22 protein-coding genes are annotated in these 16,456 nt (G+C 58.9%); 11 read left to right on the forward strand and 11 right to left on the reverse strand.

Translation table 11 applies throughout. The features are described from left to right. Positions 1-3: 3 nt before the first annotated feature. The 4 genes from ACP39K_RS10965 to ACP39K_RS10980 form a co-directional block, all read right to left on the reverse strand. A complete protein-coding gene (locus ACP39K_RS10965; protein WP_033640581.1) occupies positions 4-927 on the reverse strand; it encodes a TIM barrel protein in 924 nt (307 codons plus the stop codon). A 186-nt stretch (positions 928-1,113) separates the two neighbouring features. After that, the gene (locus ACP39K_RS10970; protein WP_048795280.1) at positions 1,114-2,145 is read right to left on the reverse strand and encodes a LacI family DNA-binding transcriptional regulator; all 1,032 of its coding nucleotides are present in this window, start codon (positions 2,143-2,145) and stop codon (positions 1,114-1,116) included. A 72-nt stretch (positions 2,146-2,217) separates the two neighbouring features. Further along, complete coding sequence (locus tag ACP39K_RS10975) at positions 2,218-2,634, reverse strand: DUF2000 domain-containing protein (RefSeq protein WP_033640583.1); 417 nt, start codon at positions 2,632-2,634, stop codon at positions 2,218-2,220. A gap of 98 nt (positions 2,635-2,732) precedes the next feature. Continuing rightward, positions 2,733-3,191: a hypothetical protein gene (locus ACP39K_RS10980; protein WP_016928054.1), complete on the reverse strand. Its 459-nt coding sequence runs from the start codon at positions 3,189-3,191 to the stop codon at positions 2,733-2,735. Positions 3,192-3,419: 228 nt separating this feature from the next. On the opposite strand from ACP39K_RS10980, the gene ACP39K_RS10985 reads away from it, so the two are divergent. Beyond that, a complete protein-coding gene (locus tag ACP39K_RS10985) occupies positions 3,420-4,628 on the forward strand; it encodes an MFS transporter (protein WP_147827447.1) in 1,209 nt (402 codons plus the stop codon). Here the strand turns inward: ACP39K_RS10985 and ACP39K_RS10990 are convergent. Next, positions 4,603-5,505: a LysR family transcriptional regulator gene (locus ACP39K_RS10990; protein ID WP_089184506.1), complete on the reverse strand. Its 903-nt coding sequence runs from the start codon at positions 5,503-5,505 to the stop codon at positions 4,603-4,605. The genes ACP39K_RS10985 and ACP39K_RS10990 overlap by 26 nt on opposite strands. 122 nt (positions 5,506-5,627) lie before the next feature. On the opposite strand from ACP39K_RS10990, the gene ACP39K_RS10995 reads away from it, so the two are divergent. Continuing rightward, positions 5,628-6,368, forward strand: coding sequence for an SDR family NAD(P)-dependent oxidoreductase (locus ACP39K_RS10995; RefSeq protein WP_015377621.1), 741 nt, complete (start codon positions 5,628-5,630; stop codon positions 6,366-6,368). 17 nt (positions 6,369-6,385) lie between these two features. Then, on the forward strand, positions 6,386-6,595 hold the full coding sequence (locus tag ACP39K_RS11000; RefSeq protein ID WP_033633277.1) for a tautomerase family protein: 210 nt from the start codon (positions 6,386-6,388) through the stop codon (positions 6,593-6,595). Positions 6,596-6,680: 85 nt separating this feature from the next. On the opposite strand, the gene ACP39K_RS11005 is transcribed toward ACP39K_RS11000, so the two are convergent. After that, complete coding sequence (locus ACP39K_RS11005; protein WP_004941229.1) at positions 6,681-6,818, reverse strand: hypothetical protein; 138 nt, start codon at positions 6,816-6,818, stop codon at positions 6,681-6,683. Positions 6,819-7,112: 294 nt separating this feature from the next. On the opposite strand from ACP39K_RS11005, the gene ACP39K_RS11010 reads away from it, so the two are divergent. Both ACP39K_RS11010 and ACP39K_RS11015 read left to right on the forward strand, forming a co-directional pair. Then, entirely contained in the window at positions 7,113-8,228 is a 1,116-nt protein-coding gene (locus ACP39K_RS11010) for an AI-2E family transporter (RefSeq protein ID WP_033640590.1), read from the forward strand. A 93-nt stretch (positions 8,229-8,321) separates the two neighbouring features. Further along, positions 8,322-8,534: a hypothetical protein gene (locus tag ACP39K_RS11015; RefSeq protein WP_033640592.1), complete on the forward strand. Its 213-nt coding sequence runs from the start codon at positions 8,322-8,324 to the stop codon at positions 8,532-8,534. On the opposite strand, the gene ACP39K_RS11020 is transcribed toward ACP39K_RS11015, so the two are convergent. Then, a complete protein-coding gene (locus ACP39K_RS11020; protein WP_497008486.1) occupies positions 8,531-8,950 on the reverse strand; it encodes a GNAT family N-acetyltransferase in 420 nt (139 codons plus the stop codon). The genes ACP39K_RS11015 and ACP39K_RS11020 overlap by 4 nt on opposite strands. A 145-nt stretch (positions 8,951-9,095) precedes the next feature. On the opposite strand from ACP39K_RS11020, the gene ACP39K_RS11025 reads away from it, so the two are divergent. After that, entirely contained in the window at positions 9,096-9,386 is a 291-nt protein-coding gene (locus tag ACP39K_RS11025; protein WP_016928059.1) for a hypothetical protein, read from the forward strand. A gap of 30 nt (positions 9,387-9,416) precedes the next feature. On the opposite strand, the gene ACP39K_RS11030 is transcribed toward ACP39K_RS11025, so the two are convergent. The 3 genes from ACP39K_RS11030 to ACP39K_RS11040 all read right to left on the reverse strand — a co-directional run bounded on the left by ACP39K_RS11030 (position 9,417) and on the right by ACP39K_RS11040 (position 11,535). Continuing rightward, the gene (locus ACP39K_RS11030; RefSeq protein ID WP_033640596.1) at positions 9,417-10,319 is read right to left on the reverse strand and encodes an HNH endonuclease; all 903 of its coding nucleotides are present in this window, start codon (positions 10,317-10,319) and stop codon (positions 9,417-9,419) included. 148 nt (positions 10,320-10,467) lie between these two features. Continuing rightward, a complete protein-coding gene (gene tolA, locus ACP39K_RS11035) occupies positions 10,468-10,965 on the reverse strand; it encodes a cell envelope integrity protein TolA (protein ID WP_233496244.1) in 498 nt (165 codons plus the stop codon). Positions 10,966-11,127: 162 nt separating this feature from the next. Next, a complete protein-coding gene (locus ACP39K_RS11040) occupies positions 11,128-11,535 on the reverse strand; it encodes a hypothetical protein (protein WP_212563010.1) in 408 nt (135 codons plus the stop codon). Positions 11,536-11,849: 314 nt separating this feature from the next. On the opposite strand from ACP39K_RS11040, the gene uspF reads away from it, so the two are divergent. Then, positions 11,850-12,305: a universal stress protein UspF gene (gene uspF / locus ACP39K_RS11045; protein WP_243811297.1), complete on the forward strand. Its 456-nt coding sequence runs from the start codon at positions 11,850-11,852 to the stop codon at positions 12,303-12,305. Between the two features lie 84 nt (positions 12,306-12,389). Here the strand turns inward: uspF and icd are convergent, their stop codons facing one another. Next, positions 12,390-13,643, reverse strand: coding sequence for an NADP-dependent isocitrate dehydrogenase (gene icd / locus ACP39K_RS11050; RefSeq protein WP_015377612.1), 1,254 nt, complete (start codon positions 13,641-13,643; stop codon positions 12,390-12,392). Between the two features lie 131 nt (positions 13,644-13,774). Here icd and rluE point away from each other — a divergent pair, with 131 nt between their 5' ends. From rluE to mnmA, 4 genes are all read left to right on the forward strand, one after another. Then, the gene (rluE, locus tag ACP39K_RS11055; RefSeq protein ID WP_116403878.1) at positions 13,775-14,401 is read left to right on the forward strand and encodes a 23S rRNA pseudouridine(2457) synthase RluE; all 627 of its coding nucleotides are present in this window, start codon (positions 13,775-13,777) and stop codon (positions 14,399-14,401) included. Positions 14,402-14,423: 22 nt separating this feature from the next. Further along, entirely contained in the window at positions 14,424-14,762 is a 339-nt protein-coding gene (locus ACP39K_RS11060; protein WP_033640599.1) for a lysozyme inhibitor LprI family protein, read from the forward strand. 9 nt (positions 14,763-14,771) lie between these two features. Continuing rightward, positions 14,772-15,218 (forward strand): NUDIX hydrolase, encoded by a 447-nt coding sequence (locus ACP39K_RS11065; RefSeq protein ID WP_015377609.1) that lies wholly within the window; start codon positions 14,772-14,774, stop codon positions 15,216-15,218. Positions 15,219-15,324: 106 nt separating this feature from the next. Then, a complete protein-coding gene (gene mnmA, locus ACP39K_RS11070) occupies positions 15,325-16,425 on the forward strand; it encodes a tRNA 2-thiouridine(34) synthase MnmA (RefSeq protein WP_033640601.1) in 1,101 nt (366 codons plus the stop codon). The last annotated feature ends 31 nt before the right edge of the window (positions 16,426-16,456 follow it).

Here is a 16,456-nt window from a genome sequence, read left to right on the forward strand (position 1 = left end):
TGATTAAAAGCCGAGGCCGCGCAAGTAGCGCAAGCTGGCGGCGACGTCCTGCAGGCTGCCCTGCACATTGCGCGGATCGCGCTCCTGCTCGATAGTGATCCAGCCCCGATATCCGCGCTCGGCCAACAGCGCACGCAGCTGCGGATAATCGATCGCCCCGCTGCCCAACGGGCACATGACGCCCTCGGCGCAGGCGGTGAAAAAATCGACGCCGCGCGCCAGCACCTCGCGGAACACCTGCGGATCGACGTCTTTGAAGTGCAGGTAATCAAGACGATTAAAGTGCTTGCTCAGCCAGGCAGCCGGGTCCAGCCCGGCGTAATACAGATGGCCGGTATCCAGGCACAATCCGGCGGTGTGATGCGGAATGTCCGCCGCCAACCGGTCGATTTCGTCGGCGAACTCGATGCAGCCGCCGGCGTGCGGATGCACCACCGGCCGCACACCGTATTCCCGCCAGGCCAGTTCGCTAATGCGCGTAATGTGCCCGATCATCCTCTGCCACTCCCCCTGCGACAAACGCGGCGCTAAATCTGAACGCCCGGCGAACCTGGCGCGTTGCGGATTGCCGAAATCGATAATCACCAAGAACGGCGGCGCGGCGCGATCGCCCTCGGTCGGCTCCGCCCTGGGCGCCCGCGAGAGGTTGCGGCATATCCGATGAGTCAGGGCCAGCAGGCGCTCAATGTTCGCCTCGCTGACCAGATCGTCAAAAATCGTGCCGGCCACCAGCGACAGGTGATGCTGCTCCAGCGCGGCACACAGCGCCTCGCTCTGCGTCGGCAGATAGCCCCACGGCCCCAGCTCGATGCTGCGGTAGCCGGCCGCCGACGCTTCTTGCAGAACCGTGGCATAGAGCGGCAAATGGGGGTTGTTCGGATCATCCACGCCCCAACTGCAGGGCGCATTGGCGATAGGCAAAGTCATGGCGACGGCTCCTTTTTTGCGGGGAATGCCGGCAGTATCAAACAAAAATTCCAAAACCATCAATAATGAAAATTTTATTTTTTGATAGAGATCGCGCTATTTTTGATAAATTATTTGATATTTTTTAATCAAATTCAGGCGGTGCCTGGCTGCGCCCTGACCTCGGCAAACACCACTCAGCGGCCGTCAGAGGTTTTCTTTGGTGATCACATCGAAGCGATTAATGATGTGGCGTAATCCCGGTTGTTCATCGGCGGCGAGTAACGTCTCGACGATCGTGGCGGCCAATTCGGGAATGCGGTGGCACAGCAGCAGATCCACCGTGCCGTCGAGCAGCGCCATTTCACCGCCCAGCACCGGGCCGTGGCACACCAGCGTGATGTCGCGCTGCCGGCCGCTCTCTCGCAACGCCTGAATAATGCCCTCCACACCGCCGCTCGGCGCGTAAAGCGCCGCCAGTTCCGGGTGGTTCGCCAGCAGTTCACGCGTGACCCGGCGCGCCGTTTCCGCGTCCTCGAGGCTGCGCACCGGTTCCAGCACACGCTGGCCGCTCATCTGCTCACGCAGGTAGGAGCGAAAACCGATCTCGCAGGCTTCCTGGCAAGTAAAACGGTTGTCGCCGATGATCACGCCGACGTCGCCCTGACGCCGGCACAGACGATCCACCGCCCAGCCGGCGGTGCGGCCCGCTTTTTGATTATCCAGACCGATGTAGCCGGCGCGGCTGGGCACCGATAAATCCGACAGCAGCGCGAAAACGTTGATGCCCGCCTGGGCGGCTTCTTCTACGGCATAGTGGATCAGGGGGTGATCCAGCGCCAGCACGCCGATCGCTTCCACCTGGCGGCTCAATTGGCTAATGGCGGCGGCGGTGTCGTCGATGGCATTGAGAGAGTGGAAGATGAACTGCGGCGGCTGACCCGGCTCATGATACGGTGCCGCTTGCGCCATCAATTCATCAGCCAGTTGCGCATAGAAAGAGTGTTCGCGCCGCAGCAGGATAAACCCCATTCTAAGGCGGCGCTCCGGCCTGCCCAGCACTGCCGACAGGCAGTGGGACTTCTCCAACGCGAACCCCAACTTTTTCGCTGCCTCAATCACCCGGCGCTGGGTGGCGGGCCGCACCGACGCGCGTTGGTTGATCACCCGATCGACGGTGGCGATGCCGACCCGCGCCTCTCTGGCGATGGCCGCCATGGTGGTTTTCTTACCGCTCATGTTCATCTCCATCAACGATTTGATGGAAAAATATCATAGCCGTTGCCGCCCCTGATGTGACGCCGTTCGCGATTAACGATAGACGGAGAACTTCTTGGTTAGCGGCTTAAGCTGCTCGGTGTCACCGTAGAGCGCCACCGCCACGAACTCCAGCTGCTCGTAGGGGGTATTGGCGGTGTCGGCGATCTGCTGCTCGGCGGAGTGCGACAGCATGGTGGTGGTGAAGAAGTTGGACAGCACGCCCTCCTCCTTGCATTTGAGGATCAGGTTGCTGAGCTGGCTGCTGTTTTTAGCCTGAAGGATGACGATCGGGTAGTGGCTCATGTTGGCGCTGACGCCGTCGAGACTGCTCGGATAGTGGTGAAACTCACGCTGTTCGATCAGATCGGTGATGCCCGCCGTCAGATGGCAGGAAGCGTTAAACAGCGTGGCCGGTTCGTGATTGCGGTTGAGGATGATATAAAACTTTTTCTCGTTGTCGCTGTACATACTCTTCTCCTTGAATAGGCAACCAGTTTTACCCAAGCTGCACAGGGTTTCAAGGCGCGAAAAGGGGCCGCGTCCGGCCCCGTGCTAACGCTGCCGGCTCAGACCGCGCCTTCACCCGGGCCGAGCGGTTGCGCCACCTGATGCAGCACGGTGATGTTCTGCAAAAGCGTGCCGCCGTCGATCGGTTTCATCTGGCCGTCGCGATCTTTATAGTGCGTCGGCTTGGCGCCATGGAAGAACAGCCCGGCGTTGACCTGTACACCCAAATAGCCTGCGCTGGCCGGCAGGCGCTGCACGTCGGTCCAGGGGTTGGAAACCGGCACATACTGGAAGCCTTCGCTCGTCTTGGCGTACAGCGGGCGCAGCAGCGTGACAAAGGCCATCATCGGCGACAGCGCTTCTTTAAAGATCTGCACCGGCCGATCGACCGTCATCAAGAAACCCTGCGGCTGTTCCTCAACCGTGTCGAGGCTCAGGCTGCTGCTGATATCGTCACCCCGGCCGCCATAGCTCCATTCAATGGCCGGCGCCCCACTCTCGTTCATCATCTCTGACATACACTGCTCCTTATAAAATGAATTCAACACGCCTGCTGCGTGCCGGAACAGTAAACCGCTGCGGGGGGACCCGCGTCCACGCCGGGCGGCACGCTGGCGAACCAAACAACGAGGCGCGCAAAATAAAGCTCGAAATGAACAGTTTCCCCACGTGATAGCGCAGCATTTGAACGGCCTTTGCTGTAGCGCAGAGGCATAGTGATGACGTTGCCGCCACCGGAGAGTGTTATGACCGCGATTAAACCGGACGCCATCGACCGCGTTCTCCCCGCCGCCACGCCCTGGCTGGCCGTCATCAACGTGCTGTTCGCCGGCATCGCGGCGGCGCTGCACGTGGGTAAGGCCACCATCGCGTTGCCGGCGCTGCAGGCCGAGTTTGGCCGTTCACTGGAGACGCTAAGCTGGGTCATTTCGGCCTTTCCTTTCGTCGGGGTGTTCGGCGGCATCGCCGCCGGACTGCTGGTGCGCCGCTGGGGCGATCGGCGCCTGCTGGCGCTCGGGCTGCTGATCATCAGCGCCGCCAGCTTCGCCGGTGCCACGCTGCACGACTTCAGCGGGTTGATTGTCAGCCGCTTTGTCGAAGGCCTCGGCTTCGTGATCGTGGTGGTCGCCTCGCCGGCGGTGCTGAACCGCATCGTCGCCCCGGCGCAGCGCAACCTGGTGTTCGGCATCTGGAGCACCTTCATGCCGGCGGGCATCGCCATTTCACTGTTTTTCGGCCCCCATCTCGCCGGTTGGCAACAGAGTTGGCAGGCCGGTGCGGCGTTGACGCTGCTGGCCGCCCTGCTGCTGCCGCTGACTACGTCCCGCCGCGCCGCCGAGGCGCACGTTCCGCCGTCGCCGCTGCGGCAAGCGCTGGGCGCGATGCTGCGGGCGCGCCAGCCGCTGTTGCTGGCGCTGATGTTCACCGCTTACAACCTGCAGTTTTTCTCGGTGATGACCTTTTTGCCGATCTTTCTGATGCAGCGCATCGGCCTGTCGCTCGCGGCCGCCGGCGGCATCAGCGCGGCGGCGGTGGCGGCCAACATCATCGGCAACCTCGCCGCCGGCGTGCTGCTGTCGCGCGGGCTGCCCGCCAGAACGCTGCTCGCCGCCACCAGCCTGTTGATCGGTGTCTTCGGCGTCGGCATTTTCCTGCCGATGACGCCCAACGGCCTGCTGATCCCGCTGTGCTTCCTGTTCTGCGCCATCGCCGGCATGCTGCCCGCCACCATTCTGGCCGCCACGCCGGCGGCGACGCCGGAACCGACGCTGCTGCCGCTGAGTCTCGGGCTGGTGATGCAGGGAAACTACCTCGGCCAGGTGATCGGCCCGGTCGCGCTGAGCGCCATCGTGGCCGCGGCCGGCTGGGCGGCCCCGGCGTGGCTGGTGCTCGCGGCGGCGGTGTCAGGAGCCGTATTGGCGCTGGCGGCTACGCTTCCGTCAGGAAATCGATGAATTTCCGCACCTTCAGCGGGACAAAGCGCGCATAGGGGTAAAGCAGGATGAAGGGACGCGAGGCGCCGGCATAATCTTTCAAAACCTCGACCAGCGCCCCGTTGCTCAACTCTTGTTCGACGGTAAAGCGATACACCTGCATCAGTCCGGCGCCGCTTTTCACCAGCGTCAGCGTAGCGAGGTAATCTTCCTGGCAAAGCCAGCGTCCGGCAGTGTCCACTTTGCTATTTTCGCCCTGAATCTTAAACGTCCAGGCGGTTTTTCTGCCGGTGCTGGGCAACGCATACTGAATGCAATCGTGCCGGGCCAGATCCGCCGGCGTGAGCGGCGCAGGATGACGCTGCAAATAGCCCGGCGTCGCCACCACGATCAGTTCAGCCTCCTCCAATCGCCGCGATACCAGGCCGGAATCGTTCAGCTCGCTGCCGCGAATGGCGACGTCGAATTTATCTTCGGAGAAATCGATATTCTGATTGCTGACGTGCAGATTCAGCTTGAGATCGGGATAGCGATGCGCAAACTCGGGCAAACGCGGCAACAGCCTAAAATGCGCGTACAGCGTCGGCGCGCTGATGCTGAGCGTCCCCGCCGGTTTGTCCCGTTCGCCGGAAATTCTCGCCTCGGCCTCCATCAGCTGGCTCAGCGCCCGGCGACATTCCAGGTAATAACGCTGTCCGGCATCCGTGACGCGCATCTGGCGTGTGGTGCGGATAAACAGCTTCGCCTGCAATCGCGTCTCCAGGCGCGCGACCGAGCGGCTGACCGCCGCAGGGGTTATCCCGGCGGCATTGGCCGCTGCGGTGAAACTGCCGGTTTCTACCGTCAGGCAAAACAGCTCGATACTGCCCACCTGAACGTCGTCAAAATGGCGTTGCATGTCTCTCCCCGCCGATTCATTACATCAGGTATAAATTAAAATTCTTTCCCTCTCATTTTTCAACCAACAGGTATGGATTACCGTTCACCTACGATCAATCACTATCCTGTCGAGGAGAGAAAATGAGCAAAGTAAAAACGGTCATCGTCACGGGCGCATCGAGCGGCTTGGGCTTCGCCATCGCGCAAGCCTACCTGGCGCGCGGCTATCAGGTTGTCGCAAACGCCCGTTCGCTTGAACGGCTGCAGGCGGCGGCGGACAAACTCGGCCGCCCGGCCAATCTGCTGCTGGCGCCGGGAGACATCGCGCTGCCGGAAACCGCCGAGCGGTTGTTCAGCCTGGCGATACAGGCTTTTGGTCAGGTAGATATTCTCATCAATAACGCCGGCATATTTATCGCCAAGCCGATCGCCGACTATACGCCGGAGGAGGTCGACGCGATGGTGGCAACCAATCTGAAAGGCTTCTTCTACCCGGCGCAGGCCGCCGCCCGGCATATGCAGCAACGCGGCGCCGGCCACATCGTCGCCATCACCGCGTCGATCGCCATGCAGCCCAACAGCAAAGTGCCCGCTTTGCTGCCGGTGCTGATTAAAGGCGGCCTTAACCACGCCGTGCGCGAACTGGCATTGGAGTTAGCGCCGCACAACGTGATGGTCAACGCCGTGGCGCCCGGCATCATCGCCACGCCGATGCATCAAAATGATGAACAGAGCCTGGCGCAGATGCGGCAACTGGCGCCAACCGGCCGCGTCGGCCAGCCGCAGGACATCGTCGATGCGGTGCTGTATCTGACCGACGCCAATTTCGTTACCGGCGCGGCGCTCGCGGTTGACGGCGGCGCCACCGCCGGGGTCTGGTGAAACCGGGGGAAAACGCCATGCCATACGTCAACATTAAAGTGACCGACGAAGGGGTCAGCGCCGCGCAAAAACGCATGCTGATCGAGGGAGCCACCACGCTGCTGGAACGGGTGCTGAATAAGCCACGCCACACCACTTTCGTGGTGATTGACGAGGTGGCCACCGACAACTGGGGCGTCGGCGGAGAGAGCGTCACCGCCCTGCGCGCCAAAGAACGAGGCGAATAACGGATGATTGATGCTGTGAGTCTCGTGTCGTAGGGTACAGCCGCTAGTTATCGTTATCGGGCCTGCATGATGAGACCAGGCACGCTTAGCGCGAAGGATAAGGCCAGTGGTGATCAAGGCCCGATAATGACAAGGCGCCGGTCGCGGCAAGATAAACCAGCACGCCGGCGAAAGCGATCAGCAGCACCTTTTCGATAACGGCAAGTCGTTTGTGTTCAGTCATTTGCATACTCCTTCGTGATATCGGGCGAACGGCCGCCCTCCTAAAAACTAGGAAAGCCTGGCGCAGGCGGCAAGCGCGGCTCACAAAATGAAACACAATAGATAAATTTATTTAATTATTTAGCCCTCTTTCTTTTCTCTCGCCGCCGCCTGTTCACCGTGCGGCGCCCGCCTTGCCCTTAATAACCCTATGGAATACGCCACTAAAAATCCCCTACCGGTTAAGCAAAGGTGATGATAGTGTTGTTTTCATTCAGTTCATCTATGCTGAAAATTCATCTTTTGAGGGACGACTATGATGTCTAAAGGCATTTCCAAAGGATTCTTTATTCTGATCCTGTTCATCGTTACCGCCGCCTTTCTCGACGTGCTGGGGCCTTATTACTCCTCGGTGCTGTGGGCGGTTATTCTGGCGGTGATTTTCCATCCGGTGAAAAAGAAGTTGAAGCAGTACGTCGGCGAACGCAACGGCGTGGTGTCGCTGCTGACGGTGGCGCTGATCTGCCTGATCGTGTTCACGCCGTTGGCGATCATCGCCTCGTCGCTGGCGATGGAATTCAACGTGATCTACACCAAGCTGCAGACCAACAACAGCCAATTGCCGACCATGCTGGCGGACTTCATGCGCCACCTGCCCGGCTGGGCGCAGCGCTTCCTGGCGGAGCATAACCTCAACAGCGCCGCCGAGATCCAAAAGCAGCTTTCCGAGGTGGCGCTCAAGGGCGGGCAATACTTGGCGGGCAGCGTGTTCCTGATCGGCAAGGGCACCTTCAACTTCGTCGTCGGCTTCGGCGTAATGCTCTATCTGCTGTTCTTCCTGCTGAAAGACGGCCCTTATCTGGTGAACCTGGCGCTCGAAGCGCTGCCGCTCTCCCAGCACGTGAAACACCATCTGTTCGTCAAGTTCGCCGCCGTTTCCCGCGCCACCGTCAAGGGCACGGTGGTGGTCGCCGTGGTGCAAGGCGCGCTCGGCGGGCTGGCGTTTTACTTTACCGGCATCGACGGCAGCCTGCTGTGGGGCGCGCTGATGGCGTTCCTGTCGATCATCCCGGCCGTGGGCTCCGCCATCATCTGGGTGCCGGCGGTGATCTACTTCTTCGCCACCGGCATGCTGTGGAAAGCCATTTTCCTGGTAGTGTTCTTCGTGGTGGTGATCGGCCTGGTGGACAACATCCTGCGCCCGCTGCTGGTGGGCAAAGACACCAAAATGCCGGACTACCTGATCCTGATCTCCACCCTGGGCGGCATGGAGATTTACGGCATCAACGGCTTCGTCATCGGCCCCTTGATCGCCGCGCTGTTCATCGCCTGCTGGAACATTCTGTCCGGCCGCGACAGCGAGGAGAACATCGAAGAGATCGACGAAGAGTTTATCGAGGAAGGCAAGAACCATCCCGACGCGGTGGAGTAAACCTCCCGCAGCGAATCACGCAGGGGCCCGTTTGGGCCCCTTTTTTTGTCTGTGGTATCCTTGCCAGGCTCACAAGGAAGAACGGATTTCGTTATGCTTATTTTTTACGCCATGCTGGCCATCGCCTTCACTCTGCTGTGCCTGTTAGCCTTTCTCTATTGCGCCTATCAGTTGACGAAGCACGGCGACGTCAGGTTTTTGGCCTCGCTTTCGGTGCTGCTCTTCGCACTGCTGGCCTTCTATGCCGCTTACGGCTACGTCAGCACCTGGCTGCAACAGCAGGCGGTCGATGTCCGGCTGTATTAGCGCAGCGGGATAAAAAATACCTGCTCCGGATCGCCGTCATCGAGATTGTCAATCTGGCCGCTGGCGACAAATCCGGCGTTCAGCAGCAGCCGCTGCATCGACAGGTTGGAACGATTGGTGGAAGTGAACAGTTTCGGGTGTCGGCAATGGGACTTCAATGCCGTAATCAACGCCTGCCCGACGCCCCAACGGCGATAGCGCTCGCCGACCATCAGCATCTCGATAAAACCGCAGCCGAAGAAATGATAGTGCAGTACGCCATAGCCCATCACCACGTCCTGTTCCTTGGCAAGATAGCACTCCCCCTGCCCGCACCAGGCCCGGATCTGCGCCGCGCGCTGCGGTTCGTGTTCGGCGACGCTGTCGAGGGCGATCAGGGCTGCGACATCGCTGTCAGTGGCCTGGCGAACAAACATGTTTTAATCCTCATGCTGATGGATACGGCGACACCGCTTCAACGAAACGGCAACCGAAGCGGGATAACTTTTACATCCCCGCCAAATTTTGTAATCCTATTATAGAGTTACTAAAACACACGCCAAGGAAGGAAAGCTTTTCCCGATGAGAATACCGCAAATCTCCGCCGCCCTGCTGTTTACCTTGCTGCTGGCGGGCTGCCAGTTCCACAAGACCGTGTTCCCGCCGCCGTATATCGGCGCCCCGCAGGAGATCAGCACCTACGAAGTGAAAGGGCTGACGTTCGTCACCACCGTCACCTTCAGCGGCCTGTTCGCCGAAGATCTGGTGCGCGAATACGCACAGAAACATCACTATCGCTACTATGTTGTCACGATGCGCAGCAACGGTTTTAAAGATCGGAGCGAGCGCGTGAGCGCGATGATGTATCGGTAAGAGCCCCGGCTCAGATTTGGCAAACCTGCATCAGGGCACAGTTTCAAAGCCCCACTTCACTCGATGCCGTTGCAGGTATGCTCTGTTCTTTTCAGACAACCCGCTAATATTGGCGTCCAACGGGATCCTCAGCTCACATAGCAAACCGCTCATCGTCCGTGAATACAGCAAACGTCCGTCATCGGCAAAACTGATCATGCCACGATCGAACAGCTTGTCCAGATTGGGGATTAACGGCAAACCATTGTGCGGATCCACTTTTTCTTCTGGGGTCGCAATCGACCAGGCAACGATGTGAGAGGCAATGAGAATGGACGGCTCCGCAATCCCCGTGACGGCGCACCGGTTTCCCCACCGCTTAAACATTTTATCGCGATAGGGACCATGCCCAATCCGCGCCTGAATCACCCTTTCTTGCTCACCACCGACCTCTCTGGTGATTTCGACGGTATCCGCATGGAAGTTGATAGAGAGGTTTTCCGAGAGAAAACCGGCGATCAACGCGGCTGCCGGCGCGGGGATCTCGCACATATAGTTTTCGGTGCATCCGCCTTTCTTATTAAAAACGCGCGGAAGGCAAGCCTGGTTGTGCATGCGTGTGAACGCCTGATTAAAAAGGGAAACATCAATAGGTAGTTCAAGACGCGTCAGTTCCAAATCGACTTGGGTACCCGCAATATGCGGCGGTCCCGCGACCCGATGCTCAGGCCGCGGTGCAGAGTAAGCATCGCGTACCGCTGTCGCCACGCCGATGATCTTCCTACCCTTGTGGCAAAAAATCAGGTCACCCTCTTTGACTTTTTTGACCGTTTCCCACCCGGCAGGTTTAAACATGTTCCCAGTCTTATTTATTCCATATTGCGGCGCCCACAGGAATTCGCCCTTAAAAACTTCCGCGACGCTGCCACCAATGTTGACCCAGAAAAAACGCATGGCCACTCTTTTATAATCAGGAGTTTTAAGGGTTATCGTCACCCTTCATCAAGGGCTTTAGTGAGTTTCACCAATTAACGCAGGGTGACGGCAATAAAAAATCCCGGCCTTGACCGGGATAGCGTTGCACGGAAACAGCGTTGTTTATTCACTGCGGGCGAAATTCCAACGCGCTGCTTTTGACCGCTTCGTAAACCGCGGCCGTTGGCGGCTTAGGCAGACGCGCATTGGTGATTGCCTTGATCGCGGCCTGGCAAAGTTCCGGTTCCCCTTGCTCAGCCCGAATGCTGATCAGCATACCGTCCGGCGCCAGCTTGATGCTCAATGTGCAACGCTTGCCTGAGTAAGCTTCGGCATCTTTCAAATGGCTTTGAATCGCGGCCTGCAACTGGGCGATATAGTGTTCTTTCTCTTTTCCCGGCGCCGACGTCTTTGGGCCGCCAAGGTTGGTTGAAATATCGTCAACCTCTTTATTTACCGGATCGGTTTGGCTGGGGGCCGTGTTTTTGGCACAGCCCGTTAATGCCAGCGCGGTCATCGCCGCCAATACTGTGGCAACGCCGGTTTTATAGCCTGAATGCGTTATTTTCATATCCCTGTCCTTATGGATAATTATCAGTAGTGAAATCAGTTGACGCTGGGCCACGCAAAGAGCTCCGGCCAATACGTTATACAGGATCAATATACACCGCTAGTGACATTAAAACTTTCGCCAGGGGCTGTGCAGTCCGTCACTACAACAGCAGTGACGCACCGATTTTCGACAGAATAACGTATGAATAGACAGCGATGGCATACACGTTTTCGCTCATCCTTTGTAAGCACTGCACATAAATTTCAACACGGTCTTTTGGCTCACAATGCTGAGATAAACCGGATCGCTGGATGCCATGTTCACGAACACCCAGCTGGTTACGCCGTCAACGGTTCTGGCAAAGCTCAATGTATCAATGCCCTGAACGTCGTCCCGGTCGACAAAATGGAATACGGCGCTGTTAATGGTGACGGTTTGCGATGCGCCATTCATCATGGCCGTGATTTGGGTTCCTGCTTGCGTATTGCATTCCAAACGCACCAAGGGTGAAGGCGCTTGCGCGACTGGGTTTGATTCGGCGTACTTCGCTTTCGCCCTGGCCATTCGCTCATCGGTAGTTTGCGTGGTGCACCCGCCAATAAATAAAGACAAAATCAAAACAGAAATGGTTTTCTTGGTCATTTAAACTATCTTTTCACTGGATAACAATATTACTGATTGTAACAAAGAAGGGCCCCGAGAGCTCCTTTTCTACTCAAACGCCAAACACACTGATACACGCTTAACAATAGCGGCGCGATCATTGAACAGTTCGCTTCCCATGCCTTTAACAGCCAGATCAGCCGCTTCTAATCGATTGCCACAACAACGGTTTCTGCATACTTTCCCTTTTGGCGGTCAATTTCTTTGGTTCTGCCATACCGATCGCCGTTTTCTCGGCGTCAAGCAGCTATAATCCAAAAAGTGGAGTTTTTTGAAAACGATAAGGAGGGAGTATGTACAAAACTATTTTGGTTCCCGTGGATATTACCGAGCCGGAATTAACACAGCAGGTCATCCCGCATGTCAACGCGCTCGCCAGGCTCGAAGACTCCCACGTCCATTTCCTGGCGGTGATCCCGTCGCGCGCCACCTATGCCGCTTTCGGCTTTGCCGCCACGGCGGCGATAGAAACCAAAGACGAAATCATTGCGGTAGCAACCGAGGGGCTGGCAAAAGCGGCCAAAGAATTCAGCGTGCCTGAAGATAGAGTGACCACGCACGTTGCCGTCGGCGATCCCAAAGATCAGATCCTGGAGCTCGCCGATGCGCTCAACGCGGAGATTATCGTGATGGGTTCCAACCGCCCTTCTGCCATCACTTATCTCCTCGGCTCCAATGCCACCGCCGTCGTCCGCCACGCCAATTGCCCGGTGCTGGTCGTGCGTGAATCGGCTAACGCCGTGCAGTGAGCCTGTCCGACACCTCACTCATATTTGAACAGTAAAAAAACGGGAGCCCTAAGGCTCCCGTTCTCATTCAAACGCCAAACACCCTTACATGTGTTTAACGATGGCGTCGCCAAACTCTGAACATTTCAGCAGTTTAGCGCCTTCCATCAGGCGTTCGAAGTCATAGGTCACGGTTTTGGCGGCGATGGCGCCTTCCATGCCTTTAACGATCAGGTCAGCCGCTTCGAACCAGCCCATGTGGCGCAGCATCATCTCTGCGGACAGGATGATGGAGCCTGGGTTCACTTTGTCCTGGCCGGCGTACTTCGGCGCGGTGCCGTGAGTCGCTTCGAACAGCGCGCAGTCGGAGCCGATGTTGGCGCCCGGCGCAATGCCGATGCCGCCTACCTGGGCCGCCAGGGCGTCGGAGATGTAGTCGCCGTTCAGGTTCATACAGGCGATCACGTCGTATTCCGCCGGGCGCAGCAGGATCTGCTGCAGGAAGGCGTCGGCGATCACGTCTTTAACCACGATCTCTTTGCCGGTGTTCGGGTTCTTGATCTTCAGCCATGGGCCGCCGTCGATCAGCTCGCCGCCGAACTCTTCGCGCGCCAGCTCATAGCCCCAATCCTTGAAGGCACCTTCGGTGAACTTCATGATGTTGCCTTTGTGAACCAGAGTCACGGAGTCGCGGTCGTTGGTGATGGCGTATTCGATCGCCGCGCGCACCAGACGCTTGGTCCCTTCTTCGGAGCATGGCTTCACGCCGATACCGCACTGCTCTGGGAAGCGGATTTTCTTCACGCCCATTTCGTCGCGCAGGAATTTGATCACTTTGTCCGCTTCGGCGGAGCCGGCTTTCCACTCGATGCCGGCGTAGATGTCTTCGGCGTTTTCGCGGAAGATCACCATGTCGGTCAGCTCAGGTTGTTTCACCGGGCTTGGGGTGCCCTGGTAGTAACGCACCGGGCGCAGGCACACGTACAGGTCCAGCTGCTGGCGCAGAGCCACGTTCAGAGAACGGATGCCGCCGCCGACCGGGGTGGTCAGGGGGCCTTTGATGGCGACGCGGTAGTCGCGGATCAGGTCCAGAGTTTCGTCCGGCAGCCACACGTCTTTACCGTAAACGTGGGTAGATTTTTCGCCGGTGTAGATTTCCATCCAGGAGATTTTACGTTCGCCGTGGTAAGCCTTTTTAACGGCCGCATCAACCACGTGGATCATGGCAGGAGTCACGTCAACGCCGATGCCGTCGCCTTCGATGAACGGGATGATCGGGTTATGAGGAACAACCAGTTTACCCTGGGCGTCAACCGTGATTTTTTTACCTTCTGCCGGAACAACTACTTTGCTTTCCATCAACCTCTCCTTCAAGCGCAATTTTGTTAATGCTTTGTAAGATGCGTGTAGATACTACTTGAATATTCGGTTCGCGCCAATCCGAAACGGATTCGGTTATAATGCGCTTATCATCCGTAATCTCAACCGTTATGAAAAAATTCTCTGTTAGAAATCACAACGTTAAACGATTCAGCAAGCCGAATGCCGCCAAACCCGCCGCGCCGAAGGGGCCGCGCCGCATTGTGTTATTCAACAAGCCCTTCGACGTGCTGCCGCAGTTCACCGACGAAGCCGGCCGCGCCACGCTGAAAGAGTACATCCCCTTCCCCGACGTTTACGCCGCCGGGCGTCTGGATCGCGATAGCGAAGGGCTGCTGGTGCTGACCAACGACGGCCAGCTGCAGGCGCAGCTCACCCAGCCGGGCAAGCGCACCGGCAAAATCTATTATGTGCAGGTCGAGGGTGCGCCGCAGGAGAGCGATCTGGCGCCATTGCGCTGCGGCGTTACGCTGAAAGACGGCCCGACGCTGCCCGCCGGTGTTGAGTTGGTGGCCGAGCCGCAGTGGCTATGGCCGCGCAACCCGCCGATCCGCGAGCGTAAATCCATCCCCACCAGTTGGCTGAAAATCACCCTGTTCGAAGGGCGAAACCGCCAGGTGCGCCGCATGACGGCGCATATCGGGTTCCCTACCCTGCGCCTGATTCGCTACAGTATGGGTAATCTTTCGCTGGGTTCACTGCAGCCCGGTGAATGGAAAACCATCGATTCCCTGTAGACCGATAACTGATGGAGGCGCCATGAAATCTACTCCGATCGCGCTGCTGCTCGCCGCTCTGGCGGCCCCGTTCGCCGCCCCGGCCGCCAGCTTCGACTGCGCCAAGGCGGCAGGCAGCGATGAACGCACCATCTGCGCCAACCGCACGCTGAACGATCTGGACGTGCAAATGGCCACCAAGTACCAATTCCTGCGCGGCCTGTTCGCCATGGGCGCGCGCGGCGCGATGCAGGACAGCCAGCAGGCCTGGCTGGCCAAACGCCAGCGGTGCGGCGGCGACACCGCCTGCCTGCTGCAAAGTTACCGCACCCGCATCGCCGAGCTGGACGACATCTACCGGCGCATCGACAAACCGCTGTAAGGAGACCGCATGTTCAAACCGCACGTCACCGTAGCCTGCGTGGTGCACGCCGCCGGCAAATTTTTGGTCGTCGAAGAGACCATCAACGGCAAAGCGCTGTGGAATCAGCCGGCCGGCCACCTGGAGGCCGACGAGACGCTGGTGCAGGCCGCCGAGCGCGAGCTGTGGGAAGAGACCGGCATCCGCGCCACGCCGCAGGCGTTCCTGCGCCTGCACCAGTGGATCGCGCCGGATCGCACGCCGTTCCTGCGTTTCTGCTTCGTCATCGAGCTGGAACAACCGCTGCCGACCGAGCCGCACGACAGCGACATCGATCGCTGCCTGTGGTTGAGCGCCGACGAGATTTTGCAGGCGCCCAACCTGCGTTCCGCGCTGGTGGCGGAGAGCATTCGCAGCTATCAGCAGCCGGAACGTTACCCGCTTTCGCTGGTCGGCAGCTTCGCCTGGCCGCATTGAAGGCGCCGGGCAGCACAAGATGAACAGTGCGCCGGCGCGGGCAACGTGGTAAAATCCTGCGCTTGTTTTTATCAGCACGGTTCGTGTTCAAGTTCGTGAGATCCCCATGTCAGACAACAGCCAGAAAAAAGTAATCGTCGGTATGTCCGGCGGCGTCGACTCTTCCGTTACCGCCTATCTGTTACAGCAACAGGGCTATCAGGTCGCTGGGCTGTTCATGAAAAACTGGGAAGAAGACGACGACGAAGAGTACTGCTCCGCCGCGACCGATCTGGCCGACGCGCAAGCGGTCTGCGACAAGCTGGGCATCGAACTGCACACGGTGAACTTTGCGGCGGAATACTGGGACAACGTGTTTGAGCTGTTCCTGGAAGAGTACAAGGCCGGCCGCACGCCGAACCCGGACATCCTGTGCAATAAAGAGATCAAATTCAAAGCCTTCCTGGAGTTCGCCGCCGAAGATCTGGGGGCCGATTTCATCGCCACCGGCCACTACGTGCGCCGCCAGGACGTGGACGGCAAAAGCCGCCTGCTGCGCGGCGTCGACGGCAACAAAGATCAGAGCTACTTCCTCTACACCTTGAGCCACGAGCAGGTGGCGCAGAGCCTGTTCCCGGTCGGGGAGCTGGAGAAGCCGGAGGTGCGCCGCATCGCCGAGCAACTGGAGCTGGTCACCGCCAAGAAGAAAGACTCCACCGGCATCTGCTTCATCGGCGAACGCAAGTTCCGCGACTTCCTCGGCCGCTACCTGCCGGCCCAGCCGGGCCCGATCGTCAGCGTCGACGGCCAGACCGTCGGCGAACACCAGGGTTTGATGTATCACACTCTGGGCCAGCGCAAAGGGCTGGGCATCGGCGGCCTGAAAGACAGCAGCGAAGATCCGTGGTACGTGGTGGATAAAGACGTGGCCAACAACGTGCTGGTGGTTGCGCAGGGGCACGATCACCCGCGCCTGATGTCCACCGGCCTGATCGCGCAGCAGCTGCACTGGGTGGATCGTCTGCCGCTGACCGGCCCGTTCCGCTGTACGGTGAAGACCCGCTATCGCCAGCAGGACATCCCTTGCACCGTGACCCCGCTCGACGACGAACGCATCGAAGTGCGTTTCGACGAGCCGGTCTCCGCCGTCACCCCCGGCCAGTCGGCGGTGTTCTACCAGGGCGAAATCTGCCTCGGCGGCGGCATCATCGAACAGCGCCTGGCGTAATTCACCTGCCGCCCAAGAAAAACGCTGCGTT

It is taken from the genome of Serratia sp. EC4 (genome assembly GCF_059652115.1).